The sequence below is a fragment of the Proteus sp. CD3 genome, from assembly GCF_008808075.1.
GTDB classification, from domain to species: Bacteria; Pseudomonadota; Gammaproteobacteria; order Enterobacterales; family Enterobacteriaceae; genus Proteus; species Proteus appendicitidis.
This window is the reverse complement of sequence record NZ_CP019686.1, coordinates 90,864-112,890: the sequence shown is the minus strand read 5'-3', so window position 1 is coordinate 112,890 and position 22,027 is coordinate 90,864. Positions and strand designations below refer to the sequence as shown.

Annotated in this window: 15 protein-coding genes; 9 read left to right on the top strand and 6 right to left on the bottom strand. The window is 35.9% G+C overall.

Going from position 1 to position 22,027, the window contains the following annotated elements:
* Window positions 1-85 precede the first annotated feature (85 nt).
* Window positions 86-1,231 carry an RNA ligase RtcB family protein gene (locus BTA34_RS00520; protein ID WP_151434069.1) on the top strand — a complete coding sequence of 382 codons (1,146 nt, stop codon included), beginning with the start codon at window positions 86-88 and terminating at the stop codon, window positions 1,229-1,231.
* The gene (prfH, locus tag BTA34_RS00515) at window positions 1,231-1,842 is read left to right on the top strand and encodes a peptide chain release factor H (RefSeq protein WP_109372630.1); all 612 of its coding nucleotides are present in this window, start codon (window positions 1,231-1,233) and stop codon (window positions 1,840-1,842) included. The genes BTA34_RS00520 and prfH overlap by 1 nt, the downstream gene beginning before the upstream one ends.
* Before the next feature lie 210 nt (window positions 1,843-2,052).
* Here the strand turns inward: prfH and BTA34_RS00510 are convergent, their stop codons facing one another.
* The 4 genes from BTA34_RS00510 to dpaL all read right to left on the bottom strand — a co-directional run bounded on the left by BTA34_RS00510 (window position 2,053) and on the right by dpaL (window position 7,523).
* The gene (locus BTA34_RS00510) at window positions 2,053-3,327 is read right to left on the bottom strand and encodes an MFS transporter (protein ID WP_151434068.1); all 1,275 of its coding nucleotides are present in this window, start codon (window positions 3,325-3,327) and stop codon (window positions 2,053-2,055) included.
* Window positions 3,328-3,430: 103 nt separating this feature from the next.
* Window positions 3,431-5,017 (bottom strand): N-acyl-D-amino-acid deacylase family protein, encoded by a 1,587-nt coding sequence (locus BTA34_RS00505; protein WP_151434067.1) that lies wholly within the window; start codon window positions 5,015-5,017, stop codon window positions 3,431-3,433.
* A gap of 72 nt (window positions 5,018-5,089) precedes the next feature.
* Window positions 5,090-6,274: a YgeY family selenium metabolism-linked hydrolase gene (locus tag BTA34_RS00500; RefSeq protein WP_151434066.1), complete on the bottom strand. Its 1,185-nt coding sequence runs from the start codon at window positions 6,272-6,274 to the stop codon at window positions 5,090-5,092.
* Between the two features lie 31 nt (window positions 6,275-6,305).
* Window positions 6,306-7,523, bottom strand: a complete 1,218-nt coding sequence (gene dpaL / locus BTA34_RS00495) for a diaminopropionate ammonia-lyase (protein WP_151434065.1) — start codon at window positions 7,521-7,523, stop codon at window positions 6,306-6,308.
* Window positions 7,524-7,887: 364 nt separating this feature from the next.
* Here dpaL and BTA34_RS00490 point away from each other — a divergent pair, with 364 nt between their 5' ends.
* The 7 genes from BTA34_RS00490 (at window position 7,888) to BTA34_RS18500 (ending at window position 16,905) form a co-directional block, all read left to right on the top strand.
* Entirely contained in the window at window positions 7,888-9,690 is a 1,803-nt protein-coding gene (locus BTA34_RS00490; protein WP_151434064.1) for a sigma-54 interaction domain-containing protein, read from the top strand.
* 646 nt (window positions 9,691-10,336) lie between these two features.
* On the top strand, window positions 10,337-10,915 hold the full coding sequence (locus BTA34_RS00485) for a fimbrial protein (protein ID WP_151434063.1): 579 nt from the start codon (window positions 10,337-10,339) through the stop codon (window positions 10,913-10,915).
* A gap of 57 nt (window positions 10,916-10,972) precedes the next feature.
* Window positions 10,973-11,653 (top strand): molecular chaperone, encoded by a 681-nt coding sequence (locus tag BTA34_RS00480; RefSeq protein WP_151434062.1) that lies wholly within the window; start codon window positions 10,973-10,975, stop codon window positions 11,651-11,653.
* 19 nt (window positions 11,654-11,672) lie between these two features.
* The gene (locus BTA34_RS00475) at window positions 11,673-14,180 is read left to right on the top strand and encodes a fimbria/pilus outer membrane usher protein (protein ID WP_265576137.1); all 2,508 of its coding nucleotides are present in this window, start codon (window positions 11,673-11,675) and stop codon (window positions 14,178-14,180) included.
* Between the two features lie 9 nt (window positions 14,181-14,189).
* Window positions 14,190-15,251, top strand: coding sequence for a fimbrial protein (locus tag BTA34_RS00470; protein ID WP_151434061.1), 1,062 nt, complete (start codon window positions 14,190-14,192; stop codon window positions 15,249-15,251).
* 209 nt (window positions 15,252-15,460) lie between these two features.
* Window positions 15,461-15,805: a cell envelope integrity TolA C-terminal domain-containing protein gene (locus BTA34_RS00465; RefSeq protein WP_151434060.1), complete on the top strand. Its 345-nt coding sequence runs from the start codon at window positions 15,461-15,463 to the stop codon at window positions 15,803-15,805.
* A gap of 185 nt (window positions 15,806-15,990) precedes the next feature.
* Window positions 15,991-16,905 (top strand): PAAR domain-containing protein, encoded by a 915-nt coding sequence (locus BTA34_RS18500; protein WP_416202672.1) that lies wholly within the window; start codon window positions 15,991-15,993, stop codon window positions 16,903-16,905.
* A gap of 1,131 nt (window positions 16,906-18,036) precedes the next feature.
* Here BTA34_RS18500 and BTA34_RS00450 read toward each other — a convergent pair.
* Window positions 18,037-21,225: a DEAD/DEAH box helicase gene (locus BTA34_RS00450; protein ID WP_151434059.1), complete on the bottom strand. Its 3,189-nt coding sequence runs from the start codon at window positions 21,223-21,225 to the stop codon at window positions 18,037-18,039.
* On the bottom strand, window positions 21,215-22,024 hold the full coding sequence (locus BTA34_RS00445) for a Hachiman antiphage defense system protein HamA (protein ID WP_151434058.1): 810 nt from the start codon (window positions 22,022-22,024) through the stop codon (window positions 21,215-21,217). The genes BTA34_RS00450 and BTA34_RS00445 overlap by 11 nt, the downstream gene beginning before the upstream one ends.
* Window positions 22,025-22,027: the final 3 nt, after the last annotated feature.

The following is a 22,027-nucleotide window of genomic DNA, read 5'->3' as shown; positions in this document are numbered from 1 at the left end:
AATCTCAGAAGTAATCCTTTTTTCCTTCTTTTTGCTGTCCGCCAATCAATTTATTTTTTATCCTTTACATTATATGGATTGGTATATGGACAAGTGTGTTCATTATTTATCTGATAGCGTTTGTTATATCGCATCGGATAATACTTGGATTGAAAGCAAAGCAATCCAACAATTAGAAACAACCGCTCAACTTCCTGATATGGCTTATGTTGCAGGTATGCCTGATTTGCATCCTGGTCGTGGTTATCCCATTGGCGCTGCCTTTTTTTCTGTTAATCGCTTTTACCCTGCTTTAGTCGGTAATGATATTGGCTGTGGTATGACGCTCTTTCAAACTGAGTTTAAAAACAGCAAACTCAACTTAGATAAAGCGGAAAAACAGTTGAGTGAAATGAGTGATATCGCACCTTCAGAATGGCTAGAAGCGCATCTACCGACTGAAATGCAAAACCATCCTTTCGCTGGCTCTTTAGGCTCTATTGGTGGTGGTAATCACTTCGCTGAATTCCAACAAATTGACCAAGTGATTAATGAAACGCTTTTCGCTGCAAGTGGTATCAATAAAAAACAGTTATTGCTATTAGTTCACAGCGGATCGAGAGGTTTAGGACAATCTATCTTACGCGCCCATACTGAGCAGTTTGGTCATAAAGGGCTTATTGCTAACACCGAAGCAGCAAATGAATATTTGCAAGCCCACAATAATGCACTTGATTACGCAAAGATTAATCGCCGCCTTATTGGTGAAAGAATGATGCGCCAAATTCGTACTCAAGGTGAAGTAATTTCTGATGTAAATCATAATCTTGTAGAGCCTTGTGAATTACATGGTCAACAAGGTTGGTTACATCGTAAAGGTGCAACACCCGCACATCACGATATGGTGGTTATTCCGGGATCACGCGGTGATTATAGCTATATTGTGAAGCCGCTTATGTCTGAATTAAGCGAATTAAGCCTTCATTCATTGCCTCATGGTGCAGGTAGAAAATGGATGCGTACAGAGTGTAAAGGGCGATTATCACACCGTTTTACACCTTTACAACTTTCACGAACAGCATTAGGTAGCCGTATTATTTGTGCCAATAAACAACTGATTTATGAAGAAGCACCACAATCTTATAAATCGATTGAAACAGTGATTGAAAGCATGGTGAATATTGGATTAATCGACGTCATCGCGCGTTTAAAACCGGTGATCACCTATAAAACAAGTGGGGAGATGGCGTAATGTTATTACAATTCACCTCCGCACAAGGCCCTGAAGAGTGCTGTTTAGCCGTTGAAAAAGCGTTAAATTACTTTTTGAAATCAACCACAAAACAGCAAGTGAACGTCACAGTTCTTGAAAAAGAGCCTTCACGTCATGGCTTAAAATCAGCGTTAGTATCTCTTGAAGGTGCTGATGCACAGGCTATCGCGCAACAGTGGGCAGGCTCTGTACAATGGCAATGTGCAAGCACATTACGACCTCGGCATAAACGTAAAAATTGGTTTATTGGTGTTGCTTGTTTTGAACAACCTGATGAAATTAATGACAAAGAAATTGTCTTTGAAACCATGCGTTCAAATGGTCCCGGCGGTCAGCATGTTAATAAAACAGAATCGGCAGTCAGAGCAACACATATTGCCACTGGTATTAGTGTAAAAGTGCAATCAGAACGTAGCCAGCACGCAAATAAAAAGCTCGCTAAACAACTTATTGCATGGCATTTAGAGGCTTATATGATGAAACAACACGCTTCATTAAATAGCCAACGCCATATTGCCCATCACCGAGTTATTCGTGGCGATGCCACACTCTGTTTTAGTGGTAACGATTTTGTTCTTATAAGCAAATAATGTTATTCATCTAACAAAAGCAAAGCCACGATTTTTAATCGTGGCTTTTTTGAGACCCAAATACCCTGCAATAAGATTTTTTAAATTAAAAAATCAATAAAGCATATAGTGAGTTTTAATAAATAAATCTTACAGTTAATACATTTATTTTATTTAATTAATCTTATTTCTTTTAATAAATCACACTTATTAAAATATAACTATTATTAATTAAATGGCTGCTGGTGTATTTCGCATTTTAACCGTGAACGTTACAACCGCAGAAGCAACTAATGCAATAATCATAAACATAAATGCGCTGTCGTAACTACCACCACTTGCTTTAATTAAAAAGCCCATAACCGGTGCAGAAACAACACCCGCCATTTGACCACCAAAGTTAACAATCCCTGAAGCACGACCCATGATTTTATTTGGAATAGTATCCATTAAAATACCCCAGAACATTGCCATGGCGAAGAACATAAATAATGCTGAAATACACTGGTATACAACAGCCATATCAGCACTTTCAACGGTATATGTCATATATAAAAAGCCTGCTGCAATCACTGCGGTAATCATATATAACCATTTACGCTGTGATTTACATTTATCAGAAACATAACCCCCTAATAATGTACCACCAGCGCCAAATAAGAATGGGATCGCCGCCATTACCCCTGTTTTAGCCAAAGAGAATTCACGAACAGTAATTAAATAACTTGGTAACCATGTTGAGAATCCCCAAAAGGTAATATCAAACAAAAACCAAATTGCTGCCATTTGCCATAGTACTGGCATCTTTAACACATCTTTAAAAGGTACTGCTTCAACAGGTTTATCCGTTAACGTACCATCTGCGGCTAACTCATCGAGATCTTGCTGGGTGATACTTGGGTGATCTTTAGGATTATCACGAGTGAAGAAATAGATACCCGCTGCAATTAATAGACCGGGAATACCTAAAACAATAAACACCATATGCCAGCCAAAAGCACCGATGATACTCGCAGCAACAATAACCGCTAATGCAGGGCCTAAGGTATTTACTGTTGATTGAATTGCCGTTGCACGACCACGCTCTTTAGATGGGAAATAAGTTGAGATCATTTTCCAAGAAGCGGATGGAAAACAACCTTCACCAATACCAAATAAGAATCGCACCGCTAACATTAATGGTAATGTAAATACCATCCCCGTTAAGCTGGTGAAGACTGACCACCATGCAATGCCGATTGCCATAATTTTACGTGCGCCAAAGCGGTCAGCTAAGAAACCGCCCGGTATTTGAAATGCCGCATAACCGACAAAGAACGCACTGATGATTAAGCCTTGTTGTGTGGTATCAAGATTAAGATCACGTCCAATAAAGGGTAATGAAACACTCATTACCATTCTATCTAAGAACGAAAGTAACCATGCTAACCAAATTAAGGATAAAACGGTGTAACGAGCTTTCCATGTTTTCTTCTGTTGAAGATTTGGAATAATATTTGAACTCATTTTCCTGTTCCTCAGGTAAGGGGAAACCATCACGGTTGAAGAACAACCGTGATAAACAGAGATAAGATTTAACGTTTAAGAGCGTTATTGTGTTTTTGTGTCGTTATGCTCTTAAAACATGACCACTACAGGCGTAGCTTTCGACCCCATTAATTAATGCGATACGACCATTGACCATCACCAAATCGATCCCTTCAGGGTATTGGTTTGGTTCAACAAACGTGCCTTTATCAATAATGGTTTCAGGGTCTAACATCACAATATCAGCGGCATATCCCTCTTTAATTAAACCTCTGTCGGTTAATCGAAGGACTTCAGCTGGTTTACCTGTCATTTTGCGGATGGCTTGTTCCCAAGTGAGGCATTTTTCTTCTCTGACGTATTTCCCTAAAACACGCGGAAATGCACCAAATACACGAGGATGAGGCTTACCTGCCCCCATTAATCCATCAGTACAGACGTTTTGTTCAGGGCGACACAAGAATTTGATAACGTGTTCTTCTGTACCGTAAAAATCCACCATGCCTACCGCATTTTCTTCTTCATATAGCAGATCGAAGGTTGCGTTATACGGATCTTTACCTCTCAATTTGCCTAGCTCTACAAGGCTAAGCCCAACAGCATCTTGGTTTTTTTCTGTTTTAGAGCTAGTCACATAAATATTTTCTAACCCTGCGAAATCAATAAAGTTATCCCAGCCCGGGATGCCTTTTTCGATATCTTCAATCATCTTTTTACGCAGTTCAGGAGAAGCCAAGCGTTCTAATAATTTCTCTGTACCGCCTGCGTGAACCCAAGGCGGTAAAATCACCCCAAGCATGGTACTGCCTGCCACATACGGGTATTGGTCAAAAGAGATACGAATGCCCTCTTTTTGCGCTTGCTCTAACATACCAAGCATTTCGTCAATTAATCCCCAGTTTTTCTTACCGCAAACTTTCATATGGGAAATATGCAACCAAACACCTGATGCTTTGGCGATATCAATAAGCTCTTGAGTTGATTGAATAATATCGTCAGCTTCACTACGTTGATGAACAACAAAAATGCCATTATGTTTTGCTGTAACCTTACAAAGTTCGATCATTTCAGCGGTATCACCAAAGGCACAAGGCATATAAATCAATCCAGTTGATAAACCAAACGCCCCTGCTTTTAACTCACGCTCTAAGATCTCACACATCTTGGCGACATCTTCACGAGTAGAAGGATTACCTTCTAATCCCATCGCTTCCATTCGAATGTTGCCATGAGGGACAAGGTAAGCAAGATTCGTTGCAGAGCCTCTCGCTTCCAACATACCTAAGTAACCTTCAGTATTTTTAAAATGCCAATCAATACTGTCAGAATCACCATCTAAACCCGCAATATTCTTACGCCATGCTGAAATATATTGTTCTGGTAATGGTGCTAACGCGACACCATCTTGCCCTAACAATTCAGTGGTGATCCCTTGGTGAATTTTGGCAGATAAAGCGGGATTAAGCAGAGCAGAAAGATCAGAGTGAGTGTGAGTATCAATAAAACCGGGACAAACTATCTTCCCTGTTGCATCAATAATCTGATCATTTGTTTTTGCATCAAACTGGCCGATTTTTATTATTTTCCCTTCATTAACCACAACATCAGCTTGAAATGCGCTTGCCCCTGTTCCATCAATAACAGTGGCGTTTTTAAATATTGTTTTCATTCTGTTATTTCTCCAAAGAGCATCTGGCTGTTTCGCCAGATACTCTTCTAGTAAGGATTTATTTCGTAAGAATTAAAGGTGATAAAGGCTGTTCATAATGCTGTAATAGCCACTCGCAGCACCTTTTAACTGTTCAACTTCAATATATTCATCAATGGTGTGCGCTAAGTTCTCGCGAGAGGGGCCAAAACCAATAGTTTTAATACCCGCCTCACCCGCATAATGGCTACCGTTAGTACAGAAAGAGTATTGTGTGACAGTCGGTTTAAAGCCTGACTCGTGCAGCCCTTTTAAAACGCTTTGTACATAAGGATCGCTCTCTTCTAATACCCAACCAGGGAAGAAACGTTCACCTTCAATAGTGGCTCCGGTGTAACATTTTTCAGTGCCGTAGGCATAAGAGACTTTTGCTTTAAAATCAGCATCTTGAGAAGCAAGTTCATCAATCGCTTTTTGTAATGGTGCAAGCACTTCTTCTTTCGTTTCACCCACTAACAAACGGCGATCGTAAGTGGCGCGACAATATTCAGGCACAACCGACGCGCCCGGATAAGGTGATGATTTAATATCTGTTAGTTCTAAGATCCCTTTTCCTAATACAGGATGAACCGATGGTGTTAAGGTTCTGATCTTCTCGATCAGTTTTGCCATTTTATAAACAGAGTTGATCCCTGCATCTGGATTGGCTGAATGAGCGGGTTTACCAAAGGTTTCAACCACAATTTCAGCACGACCGCGTTGCCCAATTTTGAGGTTTAATTCAGAGGCTTCACCAATCACCACATAATCTGGTTTATAGCGCTCAGAAACGAGTCTTGCGGCAACACCTTCAAAACACTCTTCATGCACAATACAAGAGACATAAATACGACCAGCAAAATTGCGCTGATTATCTTGACCATAAAAACCTATCGCTGAAATCATGGCAGCGACGGCACCTTTCATATCACTGGTGCCGCGACCATAAATCTTGCCGTCTTTGATTTCTGCACCATAAGGTTTTTCTTTCCAGTCACGCTCACTCACCGGTACAGTATCGATATGACCATCAAAAATAAGGGTTTTCCCTGGGTGTTGACCTATAATTCCGCCAATGATATTGCCGTATTTATCAATGTGAATATCGTCAAAATCATAGTTTTTCATCATTTCTTCTATGGCTTTAACAACGTTACCTTCTTCACCTGAATAGCTTTTTTGTTGGATTAATAATTGGCAATTCTTAATAACTTCATCAAATCGGTTTGCTGATAACATACTTGTTCACTCCAAAAGACTTATTTGTTTTTTAAAATTGTTTGAAGCTAGGCAACTCACCATCCCACACGATATCGCGATAACGTTCAGGATCAGTGTCACCTTCAGTGCTTATCACAAGCACTCGTGCATTTTCATCTAATCCCAGCGCTTCTTTCGCACTCTGATAGACAGGCGATTGCATCAAAATAGAGAGCAAGCCTGTTGTCACAGCACCAGATTCACCAGAAATGATGTGCGGATCACCGGGTAAAGGGTTCCCTAAAATCCGCATTCCCCTCGTCGCGACGGCATCAGGGCAAGAGAAAAATGCCGCTGAATAATCGCGCAATAAATTCCAACCAATACTATTCGCTTCACCACAAGCAAGCCCTGCCATAACTGTTTGTAAATCCCCACCAACAGGAATAGCATCCGCTTTTCCTGATACCGCAGATTGATATAAACAGTCAGCAATGCGCGCTTCGGCCACAATCACTTTCGGTGCTTGTTTGCCATAAGCTGCGGTTACCATGCCTTGCACCATACCCGCAAAAGAACCCACACCGGCTTGCACAAAAATATGCGTCGGGGGAACTTCATGTAATTGCGCGAGAGATTCCAGCATTAAAGTGCCATAGCCTTGCATGATCCAAAGTGGGATCTCTTCATAGCCATCCCATGCAGTATCTTGAACCACAATCCAGCCATATTTTTCAGCCATTTCAGCCGTCATTCTCACTGCATCGTCATAGTTCATATCAACGATTTCAGCGACTGCACCTTCACGTAAAATGGCATCTAAACGTTCTTGAGATGATCCTTTTGGCATATAAACCACAGCGTTTTGCTTTAACTGTCTTGCCATCCAAGCAACGCCACGTCCATGATTCCCGTCAGTGGTTGTCGCAAAAGTCACGCCATTTAACTTTTTCCTGATCTCATCACTGATCATTACCTCATAAGGTAATTCACTTATGTCCATTTCAAGGAAATCAGCAATATGGCGTGCCATCGCATAAGCACCACCTAACGCTTTAAATGCTTTTAAACCAAAACGAAAAGACTCATCTTTGAGATATAACTCACCAATCCCTAAGGTTTTGGCTAACTGGGGTAAATGAAATAATGGTGTAGGTGCGTATCCTGGAATAGTTCTGTGAAAATCTAACGCTTTGACTAACTCTTCATAATGAAAAGGGGCAAGCTCCGCGGTTGGTTTTCGCGTAAATGAACTTTGGTTAATCAGGTACTGCAATTGCTCCTGCATGGAATTACCTCTTAATCACACTTTAAAATTCGCGATAACCCAATATCGCGATTAATCGGAATACATAGGGTTATCCCCTATATCGCAATATGTATGCCAACTCATTCAAAAAGCATTTAATAAAAATATAACCATTTGATTTAAAATATATTTATTGTTTTAACGATTAAGAAATGAAATTAATGATGCAGAAAAGCTGTGATCTAGGCGGTTTTATTTAGGTGATAAATTATCAATAATAAGAAACTGTGTGAGCTTTATACAAAAACAACATAACTAACTAATAAATAATAATTAAATTAAACACACCAAACAGATGGTGATAATTTATTATCAATATTGATAATTTTAAGGTGAGAATGTGATGCACTCATTACTAAGTACCCTACAAGATGAAATCAGCAAATACACCGATGCCATTGCGGGTATCACTGGTACTGATGTTGAAATTATTGATAACAACTTAATTCGTATTGCAGGTACAGGTCGTTATCGCTATATGCTCAATCAAGATGTCTCTAGTAATGGATATATTTATCGCCATGTACTGCAAGTCCAGCAAACTATTCTGATTGAAGATCCAAAAGAAAACGCGCTCTGCCAGCTATGTCAAAATCGCTTAACTTGCACCGAAGAGCTTGATCTTAATGCACCAATTTTTCTCAATAACCAAGTTATTGGTGTAATTGGTATTATCTGTTCTAACCGAGAACAGAAAATGTTTTTGATGAAACAAAAACAAGCCTTTATCACTTTTATCGAACAATTTTCAGAAATGATTTCAAGTCGTGTTTTTGAATGCCTTGAAAGGCTTAGAGAGCAAGAGCGGTTTGGTACTTTTCGAAACTTAATTGATGTGATGGATAGAGGTGTTATCGCTATTGATAGCTTAGGAAAAATTTGGCATGCCAATCTTTCTGCTCTACGTTTTTTTGATTGTGAATTAATTGGGCAGTCTCTTGATATCGATATGACTGGCGATATTCTTTATGGTGATGAAGAAGCGTGGCTAATATTAAATCAACAGCGCTATCATGTTCTGTGTAAAAAAATCACCTTTTCGTCTATGGATAATGACCAACTCACTATGGTTATTTTCCATGATGCCCGCGATTATATGACGCAAGTAAATACCTTATCTGTTGATGAAAATCCTCACTCGCCTTTAATTGGCAACTCGCAAAATATGATCCAATTAAAAAGCATGTTAAGCAAAGTGGCTGTTAGCCATGCTAGTGTACTTATCACAGGAGAAAGCGGTTCAGGTAAAGAAGTGGTTGCTTACACTATTCACCAACAAAGCCTACGCACAAAACAGCCTTTTATTACCATTAACTGCGCAGCTATCCCAGAACAACTGCTAGAAAGTGAGCTTTTTGGTTATGTCCGCGGTGCATTTAGTGGCGCTGATCCTAAAGGGCGTATTGGTAAATTTGAATTAGCGCATGGTGGAAGCCTATTCCTAGATGAAATTGGGGATATGCCTTTACATCTACAAGCCAAACTTTTACGAGTGCTTCAAGAAAAAAGCATCACTCGTGTTGGCTCTAATAATATGATCAATATTGATGTAAGGATCATTGCCGCTACCAACAAAGATCTGCGTGAAATGGTTAATAAAGGGCAATTTCGTGAAGATCTGTTTTATCGTCTGAATGTCGTTCCAATCCATACGCCTGCATTACGTGATCATCGAGAAGATATTGCAGAACTTGCACAATTCTTTGCTGATGATCTGGCGTCAACCTATCAACGACCGGCTACAAAAATCCCTAACGTTGTTATTAACTACTTATATTCCTATGATTGGCCCGGCAATATCAGAGAGCTACGCAATGTGATTGAATATATGTATGTTATGCAAGGCGATACTATTGATTTAAACCTAAGCCATCTGCCACCATATTTGTTAGAAAAAACAGGAACGATAAATAATAAAAATGAATATTTATTAGAGCCTATGAAAGAGAATAAAAAAAATAATGATAACCCATCCCAATTAAATAAAGAGAAACATAATTTAAAAATAAAAAGACACCGTTTAGAACATCAAACCATCATGCAAATATTAGAGAAAACAGGGCATACTCTTGATGGAAAGAAAAAAGCCGCAGAAATTTTAGGAATAAGTATTGCTACGCTATACAGAAGAATGAACAAGTTATAATTCGATAATTACCTGTCTTTATTCCACTAACACTAGTAATCATTTTTAGACTATTTATTTTATGGATTTTTACTTATATATGTATGACAATTTTCTCTATACACCCAATATATACCAAATTATTTAAACTTTTGTCATTTTACTATGTAAAATTACTCTATATTTGTAACTAAATATATTATCAATTAAATAAACTTAAACTATTTTATAGTGGTACTTTAATTGCACATTAAGACAACTAAATGAAAATATTGAATTTTTATTTCTAATTTCATTGTAATGTTAACGATTATTTTATTTTTCATAAGAAAATTTTGTAACATTGTCCACAAGACATCATTAAATAAAGCCATTAAACTGCTTCCCAGTCAAAACCAATTAGAACGTAATAACGTAATCAGTATTATTTAAAAAATGATAATTTCATCTAAATATGACCTTTATCTAATTAATTAATACTAACAAGCTATTTTATAAAAGATTATATCTTGTTATTTAATTTATCTGTTTAAAGCACTTGTATATTTCAATGCTTTTACTAAATTTATAATTGGTAATAGTAAGTTAATCTCTAAATTAAATAGCATTTAATCTGTTTTCATTGAGAAAACAACTACTATTTATATAAATCTATAGAGGTCATAAAATGACTATTTCGACAAAAAAACTTCTTCCTATCACTTTACTTGTTTCTGCAATAACGGCAAGTACGGGTGTATTAGCAGCTGAAACGCAGACAGGTACTTTATCCTTTAAAGGATTAATCTATTCTTCTTCTTGCATTATCGATATTAACGACACTAATTCACCTAATGCGAATATATTAATGGGTCGTTATCCTACCAGCGCATTTAGTGGAAAAGATTCGGAAGTGGGTGGCGAAAATGGTAATGGTAAAATTGAAATTACTTTAGAAAACTGTCCACCAGTAGGGAAAGTGACGCTTAAATTAGATGGTAAAGCAGATAGCAGCTCAGACCAAACTTTAGCATTAGATAATCCAACGGATTCTAAAACAGCTCAAAACGTAGGTATCCGTATTTATAACGTTAAAAATCCATCTACACCATTGGTGATTAACGGAAGTAAATCTGAAACTATTGATGTAACAGGTGCTGACTCTTCTTGGACGGCTGAATTTGTTGCTAAATATATTAGTACCGCAAGCACTGTTACTGCAGGTCAAGCTGATGCAACACTGAATTACACTATCACTTATCAATAATAATTAAGCGCAGGTTAATGATTTAACCTGCGTTTTTAAATAAAGGTTGTCATCGTTATGTCTTTTAAAAAAATACTTTTAGGGTTAGGACTCATATTTAGCACTGTATCATCAAGCTTTGCTGGTTTTGGCTTAGAAACTACCCGTGTTATTTATAATGAACAGAGTAATAACGAGGGCTTTGTTGCATTTAATACCGATAAAGACACCAACTATTTATTACAATCTTGGATTGAAGATCTTAATGGCAAGGTCACACAAAACTTTGTGATCACCCCTCCATTATTAAAACTTGTTGCACAGCAAAAAAATACGCTACAAGTCACTAAAAATACAACATTACCTAATGATGTTGAGTCAATGTATTGGATTAACGTAAAATTTGTCGCGCCAAGCAATGAAGATTTAGAAAATGTTTTACGTTATTCCATGACTAACAAAATAAAATTAATTTATCGCCCGCAATCTCTTAGCAATATTAATATTGAAGAAGAAATAAAATCGCTTAAATGGTCAATTAAAAATGGAAATTTAGTCGTTGTTAATAACTCTCCTTTATTTGTGAATATTGGAAAATTATCTATCGATAATCATGAAATAGAAGAGAACCCTGGTTATTTACCACCAAAATCCGAAACCATAATAAAAACAAATAAAATACCGAATAGCCAAAGTAAAATTCAACTTCTTTATATTGATGATTTTGGAAAAGGTGTTCCAGTAGATTTTAAATTATAACTAAGAGATTTAATTTAATATGAAAATGGAAAAAGGAATGGATAATTATTTTAATAAATCCTCACTCTATTTATTGATAGTAGGAGGTTTATTTACCTCCTTCAATACTTCAGCAGATGATTATTATCCACCTAATCTATTGAATATTGAAGGTAGTTCACAACAAGTTACCAATGAAGATCTCAGTGTGTTTAGAGAGTCATCTATCGCGCCTGGTCACTATTACGTTGATTTCTTTATTAATAAAAATCGTATTTTCAATCGTGAAGTAGAATTCGCATTAATGGATGATGCTGATAATAAAAAAGTCTTAGTTCCATTATTAACGGCTGATAAATGGTATCAGGCAGGTATTGATATTCCGAGTGAATTGATTAATAAAGACGACAAATTTATTAATATTAGTCTTATTGAGCATACCGTTGGCGTACTTGATTTAAACAGAAGTCATTATGTTCTGACAATACCGCAAAAATATATTAACGAAAATAGGCTCCAACTTAACGAAGTTAATAATTGGGATTCAGGTATTCCTGCAGCTTTAGTTAACTATTCATTTTCATCATTTAATCGTCGCAGTAACGGTGAAACAAACGATAGCTATTATGGCAATATCCAAAGCCAAGTTAACGTTGGTGCATGGCGTTTTTATAATTATTCGACATGGGCAAGAAATGAGAATGGTGAAAATAGATGGAATACATTAAGTAACGTTCTTTCTAGAGACATTTATGCGTTAAAAAGTGAATTACAGGTTGGTGATCTTTACAGTTCATCTCAGTTATTTGACTCTGTTAAATATCGTGGATTGAAGTTAATGACAGACCGCCTAATGACGCCTTACCAAAATAGAACCTATGCCCCAGGTGTAGTTGGCATCGCTAATTCAGAATCCATCGTGACTATTACGCAAAATGGGCAAATTATTTATAAAAAGAGCGTGCCCGCAGGACCTTTTAATATTATTGATTACTCCCCAATGAGTAGCGGAGGAAATTTATATATTAATGTCAAAGGATCTGATGGCTCCGAAAAGAATTTCATTGTGCCTTTTTCTTCTATTGCCAGTCTAGAACGAAAAGGCGAAATAAAATATAGCTTTTCAACAGGTAAATATGACAGCCACAATAGTGGTGATGGCACTTATTTAGCCCAAACTGAAGCTTTTTACGGTTTAACGGATTACGTCACACTTTATAGCGGCTTACTGGTTGCTGAAAAATACCAGTCTTTTGGTTTAGGTAGTGGAATTAACTTTGGTAGTTATGGTGCAATTACCGCCGATTGGCTCTATGCCAAATCAACGGTTAATCATGATGAGTCTTTAAATGGTAATGCCTTTAGAGTTAATTATTCAAAAAATATTGAATTAACTAATACCAACGTTTCTGTAGTGGGTTATCGCCATTTTGATGCTAATTTTCTTAACTTCAATGAGGCAATGGAGTACAAAGATAAAGAGTATCAGACAAATGATGGGCTAAAAAATGAATATACGATGTCAATTAGTCAACCTTTATTTTCAAATAACTCATCAATAAACTTAAACTCTATTATTTATAAATATGCTGACGGCAAAAACATTAGCTCTTATAACATTGGTTTTAATAGCTCAATAAACAAAATTAACTACAGTATTTATTATACTTATTATGATGGTAATCGATTCGATAATAACGATAAAAACACTTATGATCTAAGTATGAATATTAGTATCCCATTAACGTGGAATGAAAACTATGTATGGGCAAACTATGCTGTCTCAACCAATAATAATGACCAAACCTTGCATACTGCACGTTTAAGTGGAACTTATGGCGAAAGAAATCAAGCAAGCTGGGATGTTTATCAAGGTTATGGCAATAAAGGCGTTAACTATAGCGGCGGATTAAATGGTTCTTATAAAACATCAAGCGCTATTGTAAATGCGGGTTATTCATACTCAAAAGATAGACAAAATCTTAACTACGGAATTAGTGGCGCTTTTGTTGCGACACAATATGGTGCTGTACTTACACCATCGTTACAACAAACAAACGCTTTAATTCTGACGAAAGATACTGCTGGCGTTGAAGTGATTAACGGCCAATCTGTGAAAACAAATGGTAGTGGTTTAGCGGTTATTTCGGGTATGTCTGCATATCAGAAAAACAGTATTAGCATTGATACTAAATCTATCCCAGCAGATACTGAGATTTCTAATAGCATAATGAGTAATATTATTCCGACTAAAGGCGCATTAATCCTTGCTGACTTTGATGCTAAAAAAGGATTTAAATTCTTACTCACATTAGAAACACCTGATAAACGTGTTATTCCAATGGGTGCTCAAGCAGATCTTGGACAAACAGAAAAGCAATTAGTAGCCAACTTTAATCAGCTTTATTTTGTTGCAGATAAACCACAAGGTGATATCCAAGTTTCTTGGAAAGCTGATGGTAAAACCTATAACTGCCATGCCAACTACAATGCGAAAAATGAGTCACCAACCAATGGGTTATATATTTTAACGGCCGAGTGTAAATAAGGAAATAAAATGACCAACTGCAAAAAGAAAACCAATAATTTATTATTTCTTACTTTTATACTTGGTTTATCTTCTACTCCATTTTATAGCTATGCTGCGCCAAACTGCGTTAATAATGGCGGTATTAAGCACGGCACTATGGATGCAAAAGCAGGTACGATTGAATTAACAGGTTCAATTAAAAAAAACCAAGAAATAGGCCGTTTTACCTTTGTACGAGATGGCTCTGACGTTTCTGTTGCAGATTGTCCTGATGGCGCTGAAGTTTATGCTTATGCAACATATAGTGAAGCCAGTGGTGTTATACCCACCTATTATATGGATATTGATGGCAGACCTGCTTATTATGTTGTCCGCAATGCCCCTATTGTTGGTTTAGATGATTATGCTTATGTGTTAATTGACAATAAAACACAACACTCTTTTAGAAGTCAGCCGGGGCAAGAGATCCCTGTTAATGATAGTAAACTTTATTCAAGAGATGCGACGGTTATTGTCTATTCCACTAAAGATAATCCTAAGTCACAACGTTTCACTACCCAATATATTGGCTCTGTGTTAATTAATCGCTTTAATTCTGGTGGTGGTACAACAGCGGTAGGTTTTAGTTATCGCCTTTCTGTTAATATTATTAGTGCGCCAACATCATGTAGCACTGAAAATACGAACCTTGTTATGAATCTTCCTAGAATATCAACATCTGCATTTCCTAAAATGGGTTTTCCAACTGAACAAGCCTACGCTGAAGATCATCTAAAAATTAATTGTACTGGCAATGTTTCCGCCAAAATAAAGCTGATGGCAAATAATACCGCAAGCTATGAAGGTCAAGAATCGGTTATTAAAGCAGATAATGAAGGTGGCCGAGATAATGCAGAAGGTATTGGCTTCGTTGTCACATCGCCATTAAGCAATAATACACGTTTAGTGAATAACCAATTTGTTAAACTGGCCGATTTAACCAGTGGCTCAACAAGTGTGCCGTTAAAAGCTGAATATTTCCGTTATGGTGAGGAAATAAAACCAGGTAAAGTTAATGGCTCAGCAAATTTTGTGCTTGAGTTTAATTAGATTTAATAGCGTAAGTTAAATAAAAAGATCACTCCACAAACCAATAACGCTATTAAATTAATTTTAATAGCGTTTTTTTATAAGTCACACTGTAAGTTGATTATTAATAAGGTATAATTTTTAAACCTAATATCGACTTAATAAAAATAATAAAAGTACTGATTTATCACATATTAATATCATGATAACTTACAAGGAAATCAATTAACATGAAGAAATATATATTTCTTTTCAGTTTTCTTCTCTCTGGATATTTAAGTGCAGCGCCTATCGATAATAATTCTGTAATAAACTTTGTAGAACAAATAAAAAAATCGATCAGCTCAAGTTTCTACGAAAAAGAGAATTATAAAGGCAAAGAATGCTTAATAAAGGTGACATTATCTGATGATGGAAGATTAATTTCAGCTGTTCCAGATGAAAGAAACACGAAAAATGATAAATCACTTTGTGATATAGGCATTGAAATTATTAAAGAAACAAAGTTTCCTTCACCGCCAGAAAATAAGAAGATCAGCAATAAAAATACGTTTTATATTGACTTTAGGCCGTAACTTGCAAGTAATAATGATTGATTAAGTAAAAATAATATTATTATCACTGTCCCATTTTAGAGGAAGAGAATACTACATCTTACTCCTTTCTATTGTAATTCTGCATAATTGTTAAAAACAACTTGTCAATTGCCTGTCTCTAATTAACAATGAAATTTGACTTAAGTGAAAATAAAGGGATTTACATGGCAATTGGTTATTTTTTACGAGTTGGAGATAAAACAACTTGTGGTGGACAGATTCTGACGGGTGATAATACTTTTATATTTTATGGAAGATCTGCAGCACGTCAGGGCGATCTGGTCACCTGTGGCAAACATTCAGGAACCTACAACATACTTGGTGGTGTTAGCAATGTATGGGGTAATGGTCGAATGATGGCAGGGACACTGGATAGCTTTAGCTCCTGTCCATGTAAAGCAAGACTGATAAACTCCATCACAGATTGCTACAGTAAAGAAGATGAGTCGGTCAAAGCAAGATCTTTTGTTGAAACTGAACAAAAGCAACTAATAGCGACTCCTAAACCGTCACCAACTGCTCATAATGCTTTTAATAATACTCATAATGTACCAGTGATCACCTCAAATTCACCTATCAACGAAGCATTTATAAAAGATCCAATTAATATCTATGTAATGATAGCTAGGGATGGCTTAGGCCATGCTGGCTTAGTTATTGATGATGGGGAGAATGCATTATTATATGATCCAGGTGGTGGTTATACTGGCTGTTATCTTCGAGGATGTGAAGATGGAGCTCCCACTCATCGAGGTTCATCTGACCAATTCCCCTACCCTATGTGGGAATGGGATGACTATCTTGCCTATCATTTATACGATGGACCAAAAGTATCAGTGATTCAATTTACAGTTCCAAGAGAACAGGCCAACCGATTACGGGATATCATTGATGATATGGGGGGAGGCAGCCCACTCTATTGTGCTGAGCGAGTATCTGTTGCATTAAAAAGCAGCGGAGGAATTTTTGAGCGACTACCTGAAGCTAATGGTATCAAAACGCCATGGACACTAAAATCAGAACTCATGGATCTTTATTTTCCTGGTAATGCTTGGTGGAAACTAAATGGTGCCTATTAAATATAATCGATTCAATAACTATATAGCGCTTTGTTTAGGCATTTTTGTTTTCTATCTGACAATGGTTAAACAAGTTTTTTTTACGTTTTTTCGACAGGTTGATAGTTTTGCCTTAATCCATCAGAACTTAGAAATGTTAACGTTTGTATTTATTGGTTTAGCCATTTTCATGTCCATTCTTTTGTTCTTCCATAAAACAATCAATAAACACATTACATTTTTACTGCTGCCATATTTACTATCTGTCATGACATGGATCTATACAAATTACATTCCCAGTGTTAAATTTTATAAAAAACTCAGTAGTTACGGTGAGTTTGAAGCTATTTTTATAGTATCCTACATAATCTATGGTGTGTGGTTAATACCACTAACAGCTTACACTTTTAGTTTCTTATTTCGTAAATTAGAAAAAAAACATGAGCCTCAGTGATATAAGATGCCTACTAAAATATCCTATATCTCATTATCTTTAGCTATTTTATTCTATTACCTTGAAATGGTTTATGAGTTTTTTTTCAGACTGTATCCGAAGGCAATGAATACAGCACCTATATTTCAACATCAAAATTTATTAAGCCTCATTTTTGTTGTTTACCTTTTATCTATAGCCCCCTTATTCTTTTTTTACATTAAAAATAAGATAAATAATGGCCATCGTTTTTTATTTTACGTAGCATTACCATACATATTGTCTGTAATTAATTGGTATATTAATATTTATATTGCTAATCCTAATCAGTTCTCCAATAATGGCTCAATTACTGGCATATTCGGTCATATATTTATGACATCTTATATAATACATGGCATATTTTTAATTCCTATAGTTGCATACGTAGTTGATCTTTTACTTCGTAAAGTGTTGAAGTAAATAACTTTTGATTGAACATATAGAAGTTAAATAACCATATCCACATCTCTTAAAATAAACATGATACAAATACATATTTAACTCAAAAATTTGATTTATATTTTGATCAATTTATGGTCATGAATATTAATGATACTTAATATTTGATTAGTTCCAAATAACATCACTTCCTACCCAAATAATAGTAAGGATAGTTACTGGGGAGTGAGCTGTACATCTGAGTGCCCACGTCCTATTTATTTAGATACACCAAATTATTAAATTCCATAAAAAGATTTAGAAAACACAGAAGGATATTTAGCTAGTTCAGGTTCTATAATATGTCTGTACTTTAATATCACACTCTTATCAAAAATCAAATCGCTTCCAGAAGCTCTCAAAATCGTAGCTATATCAGATGCAACAATTCTATCAACCAAACCAAGAGAATATAAATAAATCGCAAGGTCATCACTTAGGCCAATTTTTATAACCATTTGTAACTTCCTTATTTCCTTTGATACGTCAGGATTATCAAACAAGCCTTCTAATAAATCTGCACATGCTCCAATAATAAGCATAATGCTATACCCTAAACCATGATCACAAATGTCTATCACATTCTCAATTGTTAAGTTCCTTTGTTGTTTACCTGCTTTAAATTTATATTCTTTTTGATTTGCTCGAAGTAATATTTCATGATAAGACATTCCTTGACACCATAGTTTGGAAAAATACAATCTATCACCAATTAACTTATCCAAACTATTATTTACCACAAAACCTTCAATCATTGGCCAGAGATATTCTAATATTTCTAATATATCGGTCTGATTCTTTAAAACATCAATATTAGTAAATAGCCATTCCTCAATCGACTCTAGTTCACTGATACCTAAAAGAGCCTTTCCATAACATCTACGTTTTTCCGCAGGGATTTGATTAACATTTTCGCTAATAACCTGGAATACTTGAATTATTTTTTCCTTTTCTTTCATGTTTGCAAGGGAATAAGCTAATGTATTTTTAATAAAAAATAAAATCTCAGTAGATTGTTTGCCTCCATATTCTTCAGGTAATGCAAACCCATACACAGCATCTATGGTTTTTTTGTTACTAATTTTAGTTAAAATATCAGCATAAATTATTTCTTCATTGTCAAAATTAGCTAAAATAAAACTTTCTACACTTCTAATATAATTCATTCTCATATCCATCTGAGATATAATATTAGATATTTCTATATTCTCATTTTTAGCCGCTTGAATAAAAAGCTTTTTAGCCTTTTCTGGTAATTTTATAAATTTAATAGGATCAATACTAAATTGATCATTTTCAAATGGTTGAGCTAGTGTTAACAGGCTACTTAAGCAATGTTCCGACCGAGAAGAGTCTAATAGATATTTCATTTGATCCCATTGCCAACGCTTAGAAGAATTACGTTCATCAAATAACTCAATATCAGTAAAAATGATACTTCCTTCAGTATGTTTACCAGCTCTTCCTGCTCTCCCTAATAAATTATGGAAATCACGAGTTGCTATTCGACCCTCACCTTGAAAAACTCCAGATACAACCAGATATTTTATCGGTAAGTTAACACCTTGCGCCAAGGTAGAAGTACAAATTACACATTTTCCTAATCCATGTTCCATTGCAAATTCAATCGCAACTCTTATCCCATTTGGTATCCCTGCACTATGAGGAAGAACTCCTTTTTCTATTGCTTTAACAATTGGAAAATTACTACCTAAATGCTTGCTAGCGAGTTTAGCTATCTTATCTATTTCAGTAGAATTACTAAATTCTCTAGGTGTTGGAAGCTGTGGTAATCGTTCATTCGCAGCTACTATCAATTTACAAATCGAAGCTACTGTTTTTCTTGTTCCACAAAATACAGCAACAGAGCCTTGTTCCGATAATTTAAGCCCTAAATATGCCGCAATACTCGTTTTCTCTCTTTTATTTGGAAAAAATTTTTGTTTACGTTCTTTTCCTTTTAACGGTATAGGAAAAGATTCTAAAACACGGGGAACGAAAAATTCTTCTATATTAGGATCCAATAGATCAACATAGTGAAACTGGCCTAATCCTCGTTTCCAACTACAGAAAGCAACACTGCGTTCAGTAGATAAACAATCGGCTCCATTTACAACCCTTCCATCTCCAGCGTATAACCAATCACCAATAGATGAAGCATTTGATAAAACAGCTGAAATCAATATATGCTGAGTATCTATTCCTAATTTACATTTCAAGTTGGTTAACAGTAATTCGTAAGTGACACCTCTAGCCCCGGAATCAAACTGATGTCCTTCATCATAAATAACTAATGAAATTATTTTTGCTAGTTCAGGTTTTTGACGTAACAGATAAACAAGTTTTTCAGGTGTCGCAACAATGATTGTAGAATTTACCGTAATTTCATTCTCTGACTCAAATAACTGAGAAAATAGCTCTACATCAAATTTATCTATTTGTGGAATATCATTTAGTTGATTAACTAAAATATCTTCATTAGAAAATGCTTCTGATAATGATTCACTAATCTCTCTACATAAAGATCTAAATGGTGCAATAATGACGGCAACTGAAGCTCGTCCTGACAAAAAAGATGAACGAATGATTAATTCAGCTGACTTTGTTTTACCTGTACTAGTAGGGAGCTGTATAACTGCGGATGTTCCTTTAAATACCCCGGCTTCGCCAAGTAATCTTTGTGCTGGCCAAAACTCAGTCATAAATGTAGGTTTTGATAATGCAGGTAACCAATTATCTAGGCTAAGAGCTGTATACTCAGGCAAGAGATTCAATGCTGAATTTTTCAGTTTACGTTGAACAATTGCTACGATGATATCTGATAACAATAACTCTCTATCTGAGCATCGATTATGACAATAATTCCTGATGTCATTAACAATTTTTAGAATAAGCGATTTATCATTAAGTCTTAAATTAAAATAGGCGTTGATAGACTCTGTTAATCTATTCATCAACGAACTCAGTGAGGTACCAGAATTAGATTGAAATGGTGCATTAAAGTTTGAAACCAACAGCCATGACAATAAATTTTCTAAACCAGACTCTGTTAACTTAGCTTTTAACTTATTAAATTTTTTCGATAATACAATCGAGCTTCCTGGCATATCTGCGAGATAGTATGATGATGCTCCTAACAGACAAAGATAATAGTCATATTCTGTCTGTAGTCTTGATTCAATCAATGCATCGAAGTATCTAGCAACATTTCTTAGCTCAGTTGAACTTTGTTCATATATTTCAACGTTTCTCTTATCTGAGAGTTCCTCTCGGCATAAATCACCTAAAATCCCAATAGTCATTATTAAAAGCTTATTAGGAGACTCAGGCATGTTAATATGGTGCTCTTCGTCTAAACCAAATTCATACATTTTTGCTTTTGATTTAGTAATAGACAGAAGCTTCAAAGATCGCCCTTTAAATTTCATTAGCCGCAACCTCATATAACATGTGAGCTAATTTCATAAGCTCTTTTCCATGAAAAGCAATTAATTCTAAATCAGAGGCATGCGGATGTTTAGATGAACTCGCATTTGCTAGAGTAGCCTCATCATAAGCAGAGTCTGAGCAGATCGCCGCTGCGCCAAAATTCTTTTTATACGGTTTATTAACAGAATCTTGAAAACGGGTTATCATCCCCATACCAGTGCGTTCGTTACGATCAAACATCCTCTGTTTTATTCCATGCAAAGATTCAGCCAAACGAAGCTCATCTTTACCAGAATGATCAATTGCTTCTTGAAGCTTATCTTCCGGCTTTCCTGTCAATTTTGCTTTGACTTCATAGATCAACAACTCATCATTTGTACTATCAATAGGATCAATTTTGAAAGCCAAAACATCAGAGCCTTTAGTAGATTCATCTGGAACGGCCTTTCGATCATAACGAGTTCTTGGAACAATATAGCTCCTAAGATAAGCTAAATAGTCAGCCACTAATATTTCGGCGAAATCGCCAGATCGTACACTAGGACCAAGACGGGTTGTTTTACCAGGGAATTTCGTACTTAATAGATACTCAGAACGAGTTTGGCTGGGTGATTTCAAGTCATCAACATCTTGATCAAAGCAATAATGATTTCGAAAGTGTTTAGCCCATTTACTCAAGGTATCCTCATCAGTCAAATCATAATCAAAGCAGAAAATCTTTACTTGTTTACCACAAGCGGTCGTAATCACATTACCTGTATCAATTAACCACTTAAGATGTTCACTGGTCCAAGGCATTTT